Consider the following 14,877-nt stretch of genomic DNA (forward strand, 5'->3'; position numbering starts at 1 on the left):
CAGCAACGAGGCCCGAGCGGCCGCTCTTGCGCCCTGGCTGAAGCACTACAACACTCAACGCCGCCACAGCGCACTCGGCGGACACCCACCGATCAGCCGCCTGATACCAACCTGATGGCCGAATACAGCTAGGGGTAGCGGATCCCGGTGACGTCCTCGCTGATCTCCCACAGCCGCCGCTGGGCCTCCTCGTCGTGGGAGAGCCGGTTGCTGCGCACCACGCGTGGCGGCCCCGACATCTCCTGCAGCCCGCCGGGGCCGCAGTACGTCGCGCCCGGAAGGTCCGCGGTCGCCGCCATCAGCGTCGGCTGGGCCCCCATGGCGGCCGACTGGGAAACCCCTCGGATGGCCGCGTCCAGGATGGTCGCCACGCCGCCCGAGGAGCGGCCGTACTGCCCGTTCGCGGCGAGGTGGGTGCCGGCGAATCCCGGGTGCGCGGCGAGCGCGCTGACCGGCAGCTCGGCACGGCGCAGCCGCCGGTCGAGCTCGTAGGTGAACAGCAGGTTGGCCAGCTTCGTCTGGCCGTACGTCGGCCAGCGGCGGTAGCGCCCCTGCTGGCTGCGCGGGTCGCCCAGCGGCGCCGTCCTCGCGTACCGGTGGAACTGCGAGGCGACCGCCACCACCCGGGCGGCCCGGCTCTGGCTCAGCTGCGGCAGCAGCAGCCCGGTCAGCAGGAACGGGCCGAAGTGGTTGGTGGCCATCTGCATCTCGAGGCCGTCGGCCGTGCGCTGGTACGGCGTGCCCATCACGCCGGCGTTGTTGACCAGCACGTCGATCGGACCGAGCCCGGCCGCCTCGGCCGCTCCGCGGCGCACCGACCCGAGGTCGGCGAGGTCGACCACGAGCTTCTCGAGCTCGGCGGCCGGCACCTCCTCGTGGATCGCGCGCTCGGTCTCGTCGAGCTTCGCCTGGGTGCGGCCGGCGAGGACGACCCGCGCGCCGCGCCGGGCCAGCTCGAGCGCGGTGTGGTGGCCGAGGCCGCCGATGCTGGTGCCGGTCACGACGACCGTGCGGCCCGCCTGGTCGGGGATGTCGGCCAACGTCCACTGGTCGGTGGCGGCGCTCACGGCGTCGTCGCCATCTGCTCGACGACCCGCGCGCCGAGGACCTGGTCGCCCCGGATGCGGACCGCCCCCTCGGGCGCCCGGCGCCGGCCGCCGGCGAGCACCACGAACGTCTCCCGGTCCATCGCCAGGGCCACCGTCGGGTCGGTGGGGAGCTCGGCCAGCTGCTCGCCGCGCCCCTTGTCGTCCACGGCGAAGGCCACCGGCGCGCTGCCCTCGAGCTCGAGCACGAGGCTGGTGCCGGGGGCGGCGCCGAGCCGCTTGGCCAGCACGTACCCCAGCGACTCGGCGAGGTAGTCGGCGGTGTGCTGCGCGGCGCGGCTGTCCATCCCGCCGGGCATGTCGACCGCGCGCCGGACGTCCTGCTCGTGCATCCACACGTCGAGGGGGCGGTTGCGCAGCATCTTCTCCCAGGTCCACGGGACGCCGCCGAAGACCCGCTCCGGGTGGGCAGCGCCGTCGGTGGGCGGGTCCGCGAGCAGCGCCGTGTGCCGTGCGGTGGCCGCCTCGCGGATCTCCATGATCAGCTGGTCGGGCGTCGCCGTACGCCGGTTGGCGGGCCCGATCTCGGTGTAGCAGCCCATCATGCTGGTCACGTGGGCCGGCTCGCCGAGCCGTATCGGCTCCTGGGTGGTCTCCTCGACGCCGGTGGCCAGCACCTTCTCGAGGTGCGCGACGTGGGCCGCGACGGCCCGGACGTCCCAGCCCGCGAGGTCCGTCGGCGTCGACCACTGCTCGTCGGGGACCTTCTCGAGCAGGTGCGTGAAGTCGTGGACGGCCTCCCACCAGACCTCGACGTAGCCCGCGAGCCGCTCGCGGTCGTCACCCGTGCCGTCGCGTCGTTCGTCCACGGGCGGGACACTAGCGGGGTCGGCGGACAGCGGGTCAGGTGTTGTACCGGACCAGCGTGTAGATCGCGAAGATCGCCAGCACGGCGAGCACCAGGCCGATGACCGCGACCACGGCCGGTGTGCGCTTGCGCGGCGGCCCGCCGAGGGGCTGGTTGGTCGAGGGCTGGTCGTGCGGCTGCTCGTGCGGTTGCTCGTGCGGGTTGTGCGTCATGGGCTGCCGGTGCCCAGGGGCGGGTGGCGTCAACCCATCCCGGCGGCCAGGACAGGTGGCTCAGTGCAGGACGCGGGCGCCGAGCACGGCGACGTCGTCGGCGGCGTCGCCGGCCAGGTCGGTCAGGACCGCGTCGACGAACTTCTCGACCGGGAGACCGTGGTGCCGCCCGGCGGAGACGGCCAACCGGTCGAGCCCCTCGAGGATGTCCTCGCCGCGACGCTCCACCAGTCCGTCGGTGTAGAGCAGCACCGTCGAGCCCGGCGGCACCACCGTCCGGTGGTCGCCGCGGCTGTGGTGGGGGGAGACTCCCAGCATCAGGTCGGGACCCTCGGTCTCCAGCCAGCGGCGGGTGCCGTCGGGGTGGATCACCAGCGGCGGCGGGTGGCCGGCGTTGGTCCACCGCAGCATCGGGCGGCCGTCGTCGTCGTGCTCGAAACGGGCGTAGACGAGGCTGGCCATCGCGTCGACGCCCAGGTCGTGCACCGCGTGGTCGAGCCGGGCGACGTTGGCCGAGGGGGTGTCGTCGACCGCCCAGGCGATGGCGCGGAGCATGGTGCGCAGCTCACCCATGACGGCCGCCGCGGCGATGTCGTGGCCGACCACGTCACCGATCATCAGGGCGGTCGCGCCGCCGGGCATGACGACCGCGTCGTACCAGTCGCCGCCGACCTGCTGCCGTGCCGTGGCCGGGCGGTAGCGGGCCGCGAGCTGCAGGCCGTCCGGCTCCGGCAGCCGGGAGAGCAGCGCGTCCTGCAGGGTCATCAGGTCGTCCTGGCGCTGCTGGACGAGGTGACCTCGCACCACGGCCTGGGCGGCGTAGGAACCCAGGGCCTGGAAGGTGGCCAGGTCGCCGCTGGTGAGCTCGCGCACCGCGGCCCAGACGAGCACGAGGGTGCCCACGACGCGTCCGCGCACGCGCAGCGGCAGGAAGAGCCGCGCCTCCCCGATCTGGGCGCTGGTGTCGAGGTGCGGCCAGCGGGCGTTCTGGGCCGCCGCGGAGGGGAAGAAGACCGGCTCGCCGTCGAGGATCGCCTCGCCGACCGGGTTGGTGCGGTCGATGCCCAGGGCCGCGTGGCGGGCGGCGGACTCCCACGGGACGGCGTCGGTCGGCTCGACGAAGGCCAGCACGTCCGAAGCGCCGACGGTCGTCGACCGCGGTGCGGGGTGGCGGGGGTGGCCGGGATGGCACAGCCACATGCCGGCCTGCAGGCAGCCCAGCTGCTCCAGCGCCACCCGCTGGACGGCGCCGGCGATGTCGGCGAGCGACTCGGCGTCGGCCAGCGTCTCGCTCAGCGCGAGGAGGACCCGGCTGCGGTGCGCCAGGTCCTGCGCCTCCTGCTCGCCCTCGAGGGCCAGGTCGCGGAGCCGGCGCTGCGCCAGCTCGCTCGAGCAGGCAGCGGCCAGGTCGGCGAGGCTGTCGAGCTCCTCCGCCGACCAGGGGCGCGGCTCGCCGTCGATCGCGCAGAGCGAGCCGACGACCGCGCCGGTGTGGTCGGTGATCGGCCACCCGGCGTACGCGACGACCCCGAGGTCGGGGATGGCCGGGTTGTCCCGCACCCGCTCGTCGAGTCGGGCGTCGGCGACGACGAGCGGCGCGGACGCGGCGACGACGTGCTGGCAGAAGGAGTGGGAGAGCGGTGTCTGGCGACTGGCCTGGTACTCCGCCGGGAGCCCGACCGCGCCGGGGAAGACCTGCCGGTCCGGCTCGACGAGCGACACCAGGGCCACCGGTACGCCGAGGGCGCGCCGAACCATCCGGGCATAGCGGTCGAAGGACGCGTCCGCCCCCGCCGCGCTGCTCGCGCCTCCCGTGTCCATCGTCGTGCTCCCTCTCCCAGCGGGAGAGCCTAGGGCACTGGTGTCGCCGGCGACGCCGTGGCTCAGCGGGGCGCGTGCTGGTCGTGCTCGACCTTCGCCCGCGTCGCGTCCGTGGCGCCGTGAGCGAGCCAGAGCGCCGGGACCAGCAGCGCCAGGCCGGCCAGGCGCAGCCACCGCAGGGGGAGGACCAGGTTCCACTCGTGGAGGCGGTAGCCGAGGTTGTCGGTGCCGGTCTCCACCAGGACGTAGTCGAGCAGGTAGACCGCCAGGACCAGGCTCCACAGGGCGCCCCCGACCGCGGCCCACCCGCCCCACCGGTGGCCGGCTCGCAGCGCCCGGATGCCGACGAGCAGCACGGCCAGTGCGATCGCCGTCTCCGCGAGGAGGGGGAGGAGGTACTCGAGGAGGATCCCGCGGTCCGACGTCATGGGCCCACGCTGGCAGACCGGTACGTCGTAGGTAAAGGCCCGAGGGTGCGCGCGCCGGTACGTGCTGCCGGGACTCCCGGAGGTCCTGGTGGTCCGAGCGGCTCGGGTCGGGATCAGGGGCGCTGGAGCTCGATCTCCTCGAGCACCAGCGGGCCGCCGGCGGAGTCGCAGTCGCCCTCGGACTCGTGGACCCACTCGCCGTCGTCGTACTCCCACTCCTGCTCGCACTCGTCGTCCTCGTGCTCGGCGACCTCGGCCTCGAGCACGTTCATGCCGGGCTCCAGGTCCGCGGTCGACCCGTCCTCGTCGGAGCCCTCGACCTCGATCTCCGTCTCGGAGGTGACGACGAAGGAGAGCTCGCCGACCGCACGGGTGTGGACGACGAGGTTCCCCGTCGTCGAGTCGTAGGAGGCGATGATGCCCAGCAGGTCATCGACGTCCTCGTCGACCTCGGCGCACTTGTCGCGGTCGTCGTCGTCCTCGTCCTCGTCGGCCTCGCCGTCGCGGTCGTGGTCCTCCTCGCCGTCCTCGAGCCCGTCGTCGTCGGTGTCGTCGTCGCCCACGCGGTAGCCGAAGTCGTTCTCGTCCTCGTCGGAGACGTCGTCGCCGTCGGCGTCGTCGTCGTCCTTGAGGCAGTTCTCCTTCGGGTCGTCCTCGTCCTCGTTGTCGATCCCGTCCTGGTCGGCGTCCTCGTCGCCGTCCTCGACACCGTCGTCGTCGGTGTCGCTGTCCTTCGGGTCGGTCGACTTGAGGCCGTCCTTGACCTCGTCGCCGTCGTCGTGGCCGTCGTCGTCGGTGTCCTCGTCGTCAGGAGCGGTCGACCTGCGGTGCTCGACACGGTTGGCGAGGCCGTCCTTGTCGAGGTCGCCGCGGGCGTCGGCGCGGTGGGGGTCGAGGCCGTGCTTGGCTTCCCAACGGTTCGGCATGCCGTCGCCGTCCCGGTCGCGGGACGCGGCCTCGGCGGGAAGCGCCGTGAGCGCTGCGGTCGAGAGGGCGAAGGCCACCCCGGTCAGTGACGCGGTGAGCCTCGGGCGGTGGAAAGCGGACATGGTCGCTCCTGCAGGGGTGTTGATGCTCGGGAGGGGAGCAACAGGATGGGACCCCTGAGGTCGAGGCCGGCGCGGAATGTCCGGAACTTAACCGGCGGTGACGCTGCGGCGGACGCCTCCGGTGCAGCCCCGGCGGTGCCGACCGGCCTCGAGGGTGCGCACGCACGGGGAGTCACCGCCATGGCGCTGGCAGACTTGTACCTCGTGACTCGGAGACCGAAGGTGCGCGCCCCGGAGCTGCGAGGTCGGGGCTGGCTCAACACGGGAGGGCGGGACCTCTCCCTGTCCGACCTCCGAGGTCGCTTCACGTTGCTGGACTTCTGGACGTTCTGCTGCATCAACTGCCTCCACGTCCTCGACGAGCTCAAGCCGGTCGAGGAGCAGTACGCCGAGGAGCTCGTCGTCGTCGGCGTGCACTCCCCGAAGTTCGTCCACGAGGCCGACCCGGACGCGTTGCGCGGGGCCGTCGAGCGGTACTCGGTGACCCACCCGGTCCTCGACGACCCGGACCTCGTCACCTGGCAGGCCTACACCGCGCGCGCGTGGCCGACGCTCGTGCTCGTCGACCCGGAGGGCTACGTCGTCGCGCAGTACGCCGGCGAGGGGCACGCGCACGCGATCGAGGCGCTCCTCGCCGAGCTGGTCGAGGAGCACCGGCAGAAGGGGACGCTCCAGCCCGGCGACTCGCCGTACGTGCCGCCGGTCGTGGAGCCCACCGACCTCCGCTTCCCGGCCTCGGCCGTCCCCCTCGCCGACGGCCGGGTGCTCGTGGCCGACGCCGGGCACGACGAGGTCGTGGAGCTCGGCGGGGACGGCGAGGTGCTGCGCCGGTTCGGCGGCTTCCGCGAGCCCAACGGCCTTTGCCTGCTGCCGGCGGACCTCGCCGCGGAGGTCGGGTACGACGTGGTCGTCGCCGACACCGTCGGCCACCGGCTGCAGGGCATCGACCTGGCCACCGGCACGACGCGGGTGCTCGCCGGCGACGGCACCCAGTGGTTTCGAGACGCCTCGTCCCTCGGCTCCTCAACCCAAGGGATGCCAGAGGGCGACGGCACCGGCCGGCTCTCCAGCCCCTGGGACGTCGCGTGGTGGCAGGACCGGGTCTGGGTGGCGATGGCCGGCATCCACCAGCTGTGGACCTTCGACCCGCGCACCGGCGCGGTCGAGGTGGCGGCGGGCACCACCAACGAGGGGCTGCTCGACGGTCCGCTCGACGAGGCGTGGTTCGCACAGACCTCGCGGCTGGCCCCGGACCCTTCGACAGGCTCAGGACGAGCGGGCGACCGGCTGTGGCTGGTCGACAGCGAGACGTCGTCGGTGCGCTGGGTGGCGGACGGGCAGGTCCACACGGCGGTGGGCTCGGGGCTCTTCGACTTCGGCTTCCGCGACGGCCCGGCCGAGCAGGCGCTCCTGCAGCACCCGTTGGGCGTGACCGTGCTGCCCGACGGTTCGATCGCCGTGTGCGACACCTACAACGGGGCCGTGCGGCGGCTGGACCGGGTCACGGGGGAGGTGACCACCCTCGCCACCGACCTCGCCGAGCCGAGCGCGGCGTACGTCGACGAGTCGGCCGACCCGGCGCAGCTGGTCGTCGTGGAGTCCGGCGCCCACCGGCTCACCCGGCTGCCGCTCGGCGGCGCCGCCACCCGCACCGACGGCTTCGCGCACACCACCCAGCGACCGGTGACCGAGGTGCCCGCCGGTCTCGAGCTGGTCGTGTCGTTCACCCCGCCGCCGGGCCAGAAGGTCGACGACCGGTTCGGGCCGCCCTCCCAGCTGCTCGTCGAGGCCACGCCGCCCGCGCTGATCCGCGAGGGCGGCGGGCGCGGCACCGACCTCGTGCGCCGGATCGTCCTGGACCCCCACGTGGGGGAGGGCGTGCTGCACGTCGCCGCGCGGGCCGCGTCCTGCGATGCCGAGGGCGGGGAGGGCGCGGCGTGCCGGATGCACCAGCAGGACTGGGGCGTGCCGGTGCGGATCGCCGACGGGGCCGAGCCGCGGCTGGTGCTGCCCCTGGGTGGCGCCGGGTAGCGGTCAGCCGCCGGTCGCCAGGCCGACGGCGATGGCCAGCATGGTCAGCCCGATGAGCACGTCGAGCACCTGCCACGCCCGCGCGCTGGAGAGCAGGCCTGCCACGAGCCGGGCGCCGTACCCGAGCGCGCCGAACCAGAGCAGGCTGGCCCCGCACGCGCCCACGGCGAACCACCACCGGCCCGGGGACCCGTGCGTGCTCGCGACCGAGCCGAGGAGCAGCACCGTGTCCAGGTAGACGTGCGGATTGAGCCAGGTGAGCGCGAGGGCCCGCAGCGCCGCGGACCGGCGCGAGAGCCGCGGCCCGCCGCTCGCCGCCAGCGCGTCGGGCCGGCGGGCCCGGAGCAGCGACGAGACGCCGTACCAGGTCAGGAAGGCGACGCCGAGCCACCGGACCACGTCGATCGCCCACGGCGCCTGCTCGACGACCGTCCCGATCCCGGCCACCCCGGCGGCGATGAGCACGACGTCGGAGAGGGCGCAGATCGCGACGACCAGGCCGACGTGGTCGCGCGCCAGGCCCTGGCGCAGCACGTAGGCGTTCTGCGCGCCGATCGCGACGATGAGGGCGAGTCCGGTGGCGGTCCCGGCGAGGAGGCTGGCGAGCACGGGCCGACGCTACGGCCGTCGCCGCGCGCAGACCAGCGAATGATCCTGCAGATCCTGTAGCAGCGCTTAAGAGGCGCCTAGGGTGGGGTGGTGCACCTCGACCAGGCGTGGCTGCTGGCGCTCACCGCGATCGCCGACCACGGCACCTTCGACGCGGCGGCACGGCACCTGCACGTCACCCCGAGTGCGGTGAGCCAGCGGATCCGTGCCCTGGAGTCGGAGGTCGGCCAGGTGGTGGTCCGCCGCTCCGTCCCGGCCCGGCCCACGCCCGCCGGTGAGGCGCTGCTCCGCCTCGCGCGCCAGACGACGCTGCTGCACGCCGAGGCCCGCCGGGAGCTCGGCGACCGGGAGGCGGGCGTCACCGAGCTGTCGGTGGCGGTGAACGCCGACTCGTTGGCGACTTGGTTCCGCGGCGTCGTCGGGGCGGTCGCCGACCGGAACGACGTCGCCCTGCGCCTGCACGTCAGGGACCAGGCGTGGTCGGCCGACCTGCTGCGCAGCGGCAGCGTGCTGGCCGCCGTGACCAGCGACCCGCTGGCGGTCCAGGGCTGCTCGGTCGAGCGGCTCGGCACCCTGCGCTACGTGCCGGCCGCCGCCCCCGACCTCGCCGACCGGTGGCGACGCGGTCGGGGCGTGGACTGGGCCCGGATGCCCGTGGTGGTCTTCGACGACGAGGACGCCCTCCAGCACGAGCTGCTCGCCGCACGGGGCCGCGGGCTGCCACCCGTCGTGCACCGGGTGCCGACGTCGGCGGACTTCCACGAGGCGGTGCGCCTCGGCCTCGGCTGGGGAGCGCTGCCCGAGCCGCAGCTGCTGCCCGACGTGGAGGCGGGCCGGCTGGTGGTCCTCGACCGGCGCCACCACCTCGACGTACCGCTGCACTGGCAGCGCTGGCGGCTGCGGTCGGTGCTGCTCGACGCCCTGACCGACGACGTACGTCGCGCGGCGACGGCCGTGCTCCGCCGCTGAGCCGGGCGCCCGCGGGACGACGACGCCCCCGGCCTCACGAGGAGGCCGGGGGCGTGCGGGCTGTCTCAGGCGTGCGTCAGAAGGCCGACTCGTCGAGGTCCATCAGCGACAGGTCGGTCGCCTCGGCGATGGCGCGCTCGGCGCTGATCCGCGGCAGGTTGGTCTGCGCGAAGAACTGCGCGGCCGCGACCTTGCCCTCGTAGAAGGCCTGGTCCTTGCCCGGCTCGCCGCCGAGCTTCTCCAGCGCCACCTCGGCCTGGCGCAGCAGCAGCCAGGCGCAGACCACGTCACCGAGGACCATCAGCAGGCGCGTGGTGTTGAGGCCCACCTTGTAGATGTTGCGGACCTCCTCCTGCGCCGACATCAGGTCGTTGATGAGGTGCCCGACGAGGGCGTTGGCGTCCTCGAGGGCGGTCGCGAGCAGCTGGCGCTCGTTCTTGAGCCGACCGTTGCCGGCCTCGCTGTCGATGAACGCCTGGATCTCGCCGGCGAGGTGCCCGAGCGCGCGGCCCTGGTCCTTGACGATCTTGCGGAAGAAGAAGTCCTGGCCCTGGATCGCCGTGGTGCCCTCGTAGAGGGTGTCGATCTTCGCGTCGCGGACGTACTGCTCGATCGGGTACTCCTGCAGGAAGCCGGAGCCGCCGAAGGTCTGCAGCGACTCGGTGCCCAGCAGCACCCACGAGCGCTCGGAGCCGTAGCCCTTGACGATCGGGAGCAGCAGGTCGTTGACCGCCTCGGCGAGCTTCGTCTCGTCGGTGTCCTGGGTGCCCTCGTGCTCGGCGACCATCACCTTGTCCTGCCAGCTGGCGGTGTAGAGCACCAGCGCGCGCATCGCCTCGGAGAACGACTTCTGCGTCATCAGCGACCGGCGGACGTCGGGATGGTGGGTGATGGTCACCCGCGGGGCGGTCTTGTCGGCGGCCTGGGTGAGGTCCGCGCCCTGGACGCGCTCCTTGGCGTACTCCAGCGCGTTGAGGTAGCCGGTCGAGAGCGTGGCGATGGCCTTGGTGCCCACCATCATCCGGGCGTTCTCGATGACCTGGAACATCTGCGCGATGCCGTCGTGGACCTCGCCGAGCAGCCAGCCCTTGGCCGGCTCCCCACCGCCGACCTGCGGGTCGCCGAAGGTGACCTCGCAGGTGTTGGAGACCTTGATGCCCATCTTGTGCTCGACATTGGTGACGTAGACGCCGTTGCGCTCACCGGTGAGCTCGCCGGTCTCGTGGTCGAAGTGGTGCTCGGGCATCCAGAACAGCGAGAGCCCCTTGGTGCCCGGGCCGCCGGCGCCCTCGACGCCCTCGGGCCGCGCGAGCACCAGGTGCATGATGTTCTCGCTCATGTCGTGCGTGGCGCTGGTGATGAAGCGCTTGACGCCGGTGATGTTCCACGAGCCGTCCTCGTTCGGGACGGCCTTGGTGCGCCCGGCGCCGACGTCGGAGCCCGCGTCGGGCTCGGTCAGCACCATGGTGCAGCCCCACTGGCGCTCGACCATGATCTGGGCGACCCGCTTGTCGCGGTCGTTGCCGTTGTCGTAGACCACGCCCGCGAACGGCGCGCCGGCGGCGTACATGTGGATCGGCGCGTTGGCGCCGAGCACCATCTCGCCGATCGCCCAGTTCAGCGACGACGGGGCCGGCGTGCCGCCGAGCTCCTCGCGGATCTGGAGGCGCCAGTACTCCGCGTCCATCCAGGCCTGGTAGCTCTTCTTGAACGACTCCGGCATCGGCGCGGTGTGCGTGGCCGGGTCGAAGACCGGCGGGTTGCGGTCGCTGTCCTCGAACGACGCCGCCAGGTCCTCGCGTGCCAGGCGGTCGACCTCGGCGAGGATCGCGCGGGCCGTCTCGCCGTCGACCTCGGCGAAGGGACCCTGGCCGAGGACCTCGTCACGGCCCAGCACCTCGAAGAGGTTGAACTCGATGTCGCGGAGGTTGCTCTTGTAGTGGCTCACTGATCCACCTTCGTGTGTGGGGCGGGTTCGGGCTGGCCGCGAGGACGAGAGCGCAGGCTCTACTGACCAGTAACTTAATGGTAAGCCGGGGCTTGCGGCGGCGCAAGCGGGGGCGGCCGACCCGCGGTGCAACGCGACGCTCCCCGCTGCATCCTGGACGCTGCGACGTGCAGGAACAGTGGCGAACGTGTCGGGGCACGGGCGCTGCGGAGGGCCAGCGGTCTCGACCAGCGCCTCTGACAGACTGGAGCCATGCGCGTCTCCGCCAAGTCCGACTACGCCCTGCGGGCGTTGATCGAGATGGCGCAGCGGGCGGACGGCAAGCCGGTCAGCGCCGAGGAGCTCGGACGACTCCAGGAGATCCCGCACGGCTTCCTCCAGGCGATCCTCGCCGACCTGCGGCGGGCCGGCGTGGTGATGTCGCAGCGCGGTCAGTCCGGCGGGTGGCGGCTGGCCCGGCCGGCCGAGGAGGTGTCGGTCGCCGACGTCATCCGGGCGGTCGACGGGCCGCTGGTCTCGGTCTACGGGCTGCGGCCCGAGGCGGTGAGTTACAACCAGTCGGCCGAGGTGCTGCAGCACGTGTGGATCGCCGCGCGCCGATCGCTCCGCGACGTCTTCGAGGCCACCTCGATCCAGCAGCTGGCCGACGGCCGGCTCCCGCGCGCCGTCACCTCACGGACGGCCGACGAGGACGCCTGGCAGCCCCACTGACCTGGTGCTGCTCGCGGTCGGGACGCCGGCCGGCATGCCGGCGGGCAGCAGCTCCGACACGTCGCCGCGCACGTCGTAGCCGGACGTGGTGAGCGCCCCGATCCAGCCGAGCGCGGTCCGGGTGAGCCGGCCGTGCTCCTCGACGGAGGTGGGGACGGCCGGCGGGTGGAGCTCGCGGCGGGCGACCCGCAGCGGCAGCCGCCGGGCGTCGACGTCGAGGAGTTCGCAGAAGCTCGTCCAGAGCGCTCTGCGCCGGTCGACGCGCGGTGCGACCAGCACGTGGATCCGGCCCGGGTCGCCGATGGCCGGGCGCCACCGGTCCAGCACCTCGACCAGGTCGGGGGCGCTCCCGGCTCCGGGCTGCCCCTGCGGCGCCGCGACGGTGACCACCAGGTGCGTGCGGAAGCCGGTCAACTGGTCCACGGCCAGCGCCGCCTGGTGGCGCAGCAGCCCGGCGAGCTGCGGCTGGGAGACGACGACCGCGCGGGTGTCGCGGCCACTGCGACGGGCCCGGCGGCACGCCTCGGCCCAGGTGCCCTCCACCTCGGATCGCTGGTAGCCCCAGGCCCGGTGCTGCCAGCCCAGCTCCACCGCGGCGCGGAAGGAGGTCTCCGCGGTCGCCAGCGGTCGCACGCCGCACCCCAGGAGCGCCGTGCGGTGCAGGTCGAGGGCGTGGCCGAGGGAGGCCGAGCCGCTGTCGGTGAGGCCGATGTGGAGGTACGCCGTGGGTCGGGCCATGTCACTCACGGTGAGCAGTGCGGGGGACCGTGCGCCGTACTCGTCGTGAACGGCCGGTGAAGGTCGCCCGACCTGCGCCGGTCGTCTCACTAGAACCTGTTCCACCTCAGTCCTACGATGCCGGGATGATCACCTCCGACGCCATCGTCTGGAACGCGCCGAACGACCCGCACCCGGCCCGCGCTGCCTCCCAGCGGTCCTACTCCGCAGTCGCCAAGGGCGACCTGCAGGAGTGGCTGACGGTCTACGCCGAGGACGCCGTGCTCGAGGACCCGGTCGGACCGTCGATGTTCGACCCCGAGGGTCGGGGCCACCACGGCCACGCCGGCATCTCGGCGTTCTGGGAGCGAGCGATCGCGCCGATCCACCGCTTCGAGTTCACGATCGAGCAGTCGATGGCCAACGGCAACACCTGCGCCAACGTCGGGCGGATCCGCACCTCGTTCCCCGACGGCAGCCACACCACCACCGAGCTGGTGATGGTGTACGTCGTCGACGAGGACGGCCGGGTCGCCTCGATGCGTGCCTACTGGGAGCCCGAACGCACGATGGCGAGCTTCACCGCCGCCTCCTGACGGTCCGCCCGGGGCTCAGACGCTGGTGTGCCGGGCGACCCAGTCCACCAGCGGCCGCACGGCGCGCCAGTCCTCGCGCACCACCTCGACCAGCTCGGGGGTGTGGACCACCGGCTCGAACCCGATCATCCGGCCGAGGCTCAACGAGCGGTGGCGCAGCAGGTCGATCCGAGGGTGGTCGGCGTCGTACCCGCGCGGCGAGGTCTTGAGGCGGTCGCCCCCGCGCTCCCAGCCGGCCGCCTCCAGGGCGGCGACGATCGCCTCGAGCTCCGGGCCCAGCTCGTCGTGGTCGACGGCACCGCGGTACGCCGCGAGCCGGCCGGCGCTCGCCTCGTAGAAGCCGCCGCCGGTGCGGACGCCCCGCGGCGAGACCTCGACGTACCACCCGGTCGACTCCGCGGCGCGGACGAACGCGCCCTGGTGGGTCTTGTAGGGCGTCTTGTCCTTGGCGAACCGGACGTCGCGCTGGGGGCGGAAGATCTTCGCGGCCCCGAACTCGGGCTCGAGGGCGGCGCACAGCGCCTCCACCGGGCGGCGCACCTGGGTGAGGTAGGTGTCCTTGTGCTTCTCCCAGAACGAGCGCGTGTTGTCGACCTCGAGGTCGTCGTAGAAGTCCAGCGCGGCGACGGGGATGCCGGTGAACGGCGGGGTGTCGGTCACGTGGTCAGCCTAGGTCGGGGCAGCGGCGCACCGCTGCCACGCCGCTGCCCCATGGCGGGCACAACGGCCCACGCCTGCTGAGGTGACGCCGGCGGGGCGATTCATCGTGCTCCGAGAGTGGCGAAGACCTGCTCGTCGCCGCCCTCGCTGAGCGCGGTGACGTTGAGGGTGGAGCCGCCGCAGCGGGGCGGGGCCAGGAACGCCGGCGAGCCGGCCGTCTCATAGGCGACCGTGAGACCCTCCTCGGGCGTCCAGCGCATCAGCCGCGCCGGCTCGCCGTCGCGGACGGGGTCTCGCACGAACCACGCCGCCCCGCCGCAGCCCACGAGCGTGCCCGAGGAGCCGGGGCCGAGGTCGGTGACCTGTCCGTCGGACCTGCGGCCACGGAAGAGGGCGGACTCGACCCTCCCCTCCTGCGGCACGACCGACCAGGCCCGCACGCCCTCGGCCGGGAGCACCGCGTCCCAGGCCTTGCAGGGCTCGGCGTCCTCGAACGGCGCGAGGCGTGTCCCGCGCACCTCGGCGACGGTGCGGCACGAGGGGCGGGAGTCGTCGAAGGTCATCAGCGTCGTGCCGGCGGCCGTCACCCGTGCGCCGTTGAACCCGTGCCGCGCCGGCGCGCACCAGCCGCGCTCGGAGGTCCGGGCCGCGAGGTCGACCGAGGCCAGGCAGTAGCGACCCGCGTCGGTCACGGTCGCGTGGACGAGCGTGCCCGCGCCCATGGCCCAGGTGCCGCCGGTGGTGGTGGGCACCGGTGACCCGCCGTCGAGCACCCACTCCTCGCGCGTCCCGAGCTCGGTGACGACGGCGCGCGCCGGGCGCGACTCCTGCCGGTCCTGGAGCACCACGACGGCGCGCTCGTCGTCGAGGAAGGCGTCGGAGACCCGCTCGCGCGCCCGCGCCTGCGTGGTCGTCGCCCCGTCCGGTCCGGTCAGCGTCGCGCGACTGCCGTCCTCGGGCACGGTCAGGGTCCAGGTGCCGTTGGTGGTGACCGTGTCGCGCACCGAGCCGGGGAGCGGCTGCCAGTCGAGCTCGTCCGCCGCGGGGGCGCTCTGCGTGGGTGCGCCGGAGGGGTCGGCGGTGGCGTCGGCGGTGGCGTCGGCGGTGCGCCTGCCGACAGGCTCCCCAGCCTCGTCGGAGCAGGCGCCGAGGGCGGGGAGCGCCGCGGCGAGCGCGGCCGCCCACGCCAGCCGGGCGGCGTACGGCGCCATG

The 14,877-nt window shown here is 73.6% G+C and carries 16 protein-coding genes; 5 read left to right on the top strand and 11 right to left on the bottom strand.

Annotation, left to right across the window (positions count from 1 at the left end; genetic code table 11):
- Positions 1 to 115: integrase core domain-containing protein (locus tag ACSMHG_RS16875; RefSeq protein ID WP_435747305.1), on the top strand; the 115-nt coding region annotated here is incomplete at its 5' end.
- A gap of 13 nt (positions 116 to 128) precedes the next feature.
- On the opposite strand, the gene ACSMHG_RS16880 is transcribed toward ACSMHG_RS16875, so the two are convergent.
- The 6 genes from ACSMHG_RS16880 to ACSMHG_RS16905 form a co-directional block, all read right to left on the bottom strand.
- Complete coding sequence (locus ACSMHG_RS16880) at positions 129 to 1,067, bottom strand: oxidoreductase (protein ID WP_435747235.1); 939 nt, start codon at positions 1,065 to 1,067, stop codon at positions 129 to 131.
- Positions 1,064 to 1,915, bottom strand: coding sequence for a maleylpyruvate isomerase family mycothiol-dependent enzyme (locus ACSMHG_RS16885; protein WP_435747237.1), 852 nt, complete (start codon positions 1,913 to 1,915; stop codon positions 1,064 to 1,066). Before ACSMHG_RS16885 ends, ACSMHG_RS16880 begins: the two co-directional genes overlap by 4 nt.
- Positions 1,916 to 1,949: 34 nt before the next feature.
- On the bottom strand, positions 1,950 to 2,126 hold the full coding sequence (locus tag ACSMHG_RS16890) for a hypothetical protein (RefSeq protein ID WP_435747239.1): 177 nt from the start codon (positions 2,124 to 2,126) through the stop codon (positions 1,950 to 1,952).
- Between the two features lie 60 nt (positions 2,127 to 2,186).
- Positions 2,187 to 3,947, bottom strand: coding sequence for a SpoIIE family protein phosphatase (locus ACSMHG_RS16895; RefSeq protein WP_435747241.1), 1,761 nt, complete (start codon positions 3,945 to 3,947; stop codon positions 2,187 to 2,189).
- A 62-nt stretch (positions 3,948 to 4,009) separates the two neighbouring features.
- The gene (locus ACSMHG_RS16900) at positions 4,010 to 4,375 is read right to left on the bottom strand and encodes a hypothetical protein (RefSeq protein WP_435747243.1); all 366 of its coding nucleotides are present in this window, start codon (positions 4,373 to 4,375) and stop codon (positions 4,010 to 4,012) included.
- A 113-nt stretch (positions 4,376 to 4,488) separates the two neighbouring features.
- Positions 4,489 to 5,424: a hypothetical protein gene (locus tag ACSMHG_RS16905; RefSeq protein ID WP_435747245.1), complete on the bottom strand. Its 936-nt coding sequence runs from the start codon at positions 5,422 to 5,424 to the stop codon at positions 4,489 to 4,491.
- A 204-nt stretch (positions 5,425 to 5,628) separates the two neighbouring features.
- On the opposite strand from ACSMHG_RS16905, the gene ACSMHG_RS16910 reads away from it, so the two are divergent.
- Positions 5,629 to 7,455: an NHL domain-containing thioredoxin family protein gene (locus tag ACSMHG_RS16910; protein ID WP_435747247.1), complete on the top strand. Its 1,827-nt coding sequence runs from the start codon at positions 5,629 to 5,631 to the stop codon at positions 7,453 to 7,455.
- A gap of 3 nt (positions 7,456 to 7,458) precedes the next feature.
- Here the strand turns inward: ACSMHG_RS16910 and ACSMHG_RS16915 are convergent, their stop codons facing one another.
- The gene (locus ACSMHG_RS16915) at positions 7,459 to 8,064 is read right to left on the bottom strand and encodes a LysE/ArgO family amino acid transporter (RefSeq protein WP_435747249.1); all 606 of its coding nucleotides are present in this window, start codon (positions 8,062 to 8,064) and stop codon (positions 7,459 to 7,461) included.
- Between the two features lie 90 nt (positions 8,065 to 8,154).
- On the opposite strand from ACSMHG_RS16915, the gene ACSMHG_RS16920 reads away from it, so the two are divergent.
- Complete coding sequence (locus ACSMHG_RS16920) at positions 8,155 to 9,033, top strand: LysR family transcriptional regulator ArgP (protein WP_435747251.1); 879 nt, start codon at positions 8,155 to 8,157, stop codon at positions 9,031 to 9,033.
- A 76-nt stretch (positions 9,034 to 9,109) separates the two neighbouring features.
- Here the strand turns inward: ACSMHG_RS16920 and ACSMHG_RS16925 are convergent, their stop codons facing one another.
- The gene (locus tag ACSMHG_RS16925) at positions 9,110 to 10,981 is read right to left on the bottom strand and encodes an acyl-CoA dehydrogenase (RefSeq protein WP_435747253.1); all 1,872 of its coding nucleotides are present in this window, start codon (positions 10,979 to 10,981) and stop codon (positions 9,110 to 9,112) included.
- 252 nt (positions 10,982 to 11,233) lie between these two features.
- Between ACSMHG_RS16925 and ACSMHG_RS16930 the strand changes: the two genes are divergently transcribed.
- Positions 11,234 to 11,692: an RrF2 family transcriptional regulator gene (locus tag ACSMHG_RS16930; protein WP_435747255.1), complete on the top strand. Its 459-nt coding sequence runs from the start codon at positions 11,234 to 11,236 to the stop codon at positions 11,690 to 11,692.
- Here the strand turns inward: ACSMHG_RS16930 and ACSMHG_RS16935 are convergent.
- Positions 11,654 to 12,430 (bottom strand): hypothetical protein, encoded by a 777-nt coding sequence (locus ACSMHG_RS16935; RefSeq protein ID WP_435747257.1) that lies wholly within the window; start codon positions 12,428 to 12,430, stop codon positions 11,654 to 11,656. The two genes, ACSMHG_RS16930 and ACSMHG_RS16935, sit on opposite strands and share 39 nt — an antisense overlap.
- A gap of 125 nt (positions 12,431 to 12,555) precedes the next feature.
- Between ACSMHG_RS16935 and ACSMHG_RS16940 the strand changes: the two genes are divergently transcribed.
- On the top strand, positions 12,556 to 13,005 hold the full coding sequence (locus tag ACSMHG_RS16940; RefSeq protein WP_435747259.1) for a nuclear transport factor 2 family protein: 450 nt from the start codon (positions 12,556 to 12,558) through the stop codon (positions 13,003 to 13,005).
- A gap of 15 nt (positions 13,006 to 13,020) precedes the next feature.
- Here ACSMHG_RS16940 and ACSMHG_RS16945 read toward each other — a convergent pair whose 3' ends face one another.
- Together ACSMHG_RS16945 and ACSMHG_RS16950 are read right to left on the bottom strand one after the other, a co-directional pair.
- Positions 13,021 to 13,665, bottom strand: a complete 645-nt coding sequence (locus tag ACSMHG_RS16945; RefSeq protein ID WP_435747261.1) for a DUF2461 domain-containing protein — start codon at positions 13,663 to 13,665, stop codon at positions 13,021 to 13,023.
- Between the two features lie 101 nt (positions 13,666 to 13,766).
- Positions 13,767 to 14,876: a hypothetical protein gene (locus ACSMHG_RS16950; protein WP_435747263.1), complete on the bottom strand. Its 1,110-nt coding sequence runs from the start codon at positions 14,874 to 14,876 to the stop codon at positions 13,767 to 13,769.
- Position 14,877 lies beyond the last annotated feature (1 nt).

Origin of the sequence: Nocardioides ureilyticus (genome assembly GCF_051280745.1) — a bacterium.
Taxonomy (GTDB): Bacteria; Actinomycetota; Actinomycetes; order Propionibacteriales; family Nocardioidaceae; genus Nocardioides.

What these genes read in the sequence shown, in the direction of transcription:
- ACSMHG_RS16930 (WP_435747255.1), top strand. Translation starts at nt 11,234, where the DNA reads ATGCGCGTCTCCGCCAAGTCCGACTACGCCCTGCGGGCGTTGATCGAG.
- ACSMHG_RS16905 (WP_435747245.1), bottom strand. Translation starts at nt 5,424, where the DNA reads ATGTCCGCTTTCCACCGCCCGAGGCTCACCGCGTCACTGACCGGGGTG.
- ACSMHG_RS16950 (WP_435747263.1), bottom strand. Translation starts at nt 14,876, where the DNA reads ATGGCGCCGTACGCCGCCCGGCTGGCGTGGGCGGCCGCGCTCGCCGCG.
- ACSMHG_RS16895 (WP_435747241.1), bottom strand. Translation starts at nt 3,947, where the DNA reads ATGGACACGGGAGGCGCGAGCAGCGCGGCGGGGGCGGACGCGTCCTTC.
- ACSMHG_RS16890 (WP_435747239.1), bottom strand. Translation starts at nt 2,126, where the DNA reads ATGACGCACAACCCGCACGAGCAACCGCACGAGCAGCCGCACGACCAG.
- ACSMHG_RS16940 (WP_435747259.1), top strand. Translation starts at nt 12,556, where the DNA reads ATGATCACCTCCGACGCCATCGTCTGGAACGCGCCGAACGACCCGCAC.
- ACSMHG_RS16935 (WP_435747257.1), bottom strand. Translation starts at nt 12,430, where the DNA reads ATGGCCCGACCCACGGCGTACCTCCACATCGGCCTCACCGACAGCGGC.
- ACSMHG_RS16900 (WP_435747243.1), bottom strand. Translation starts at nt 4,375, where the DNA reads ATGACGTCGGACCGCGGGATCCTCCTCGAGTACCTCCTCCCCCTCCTC.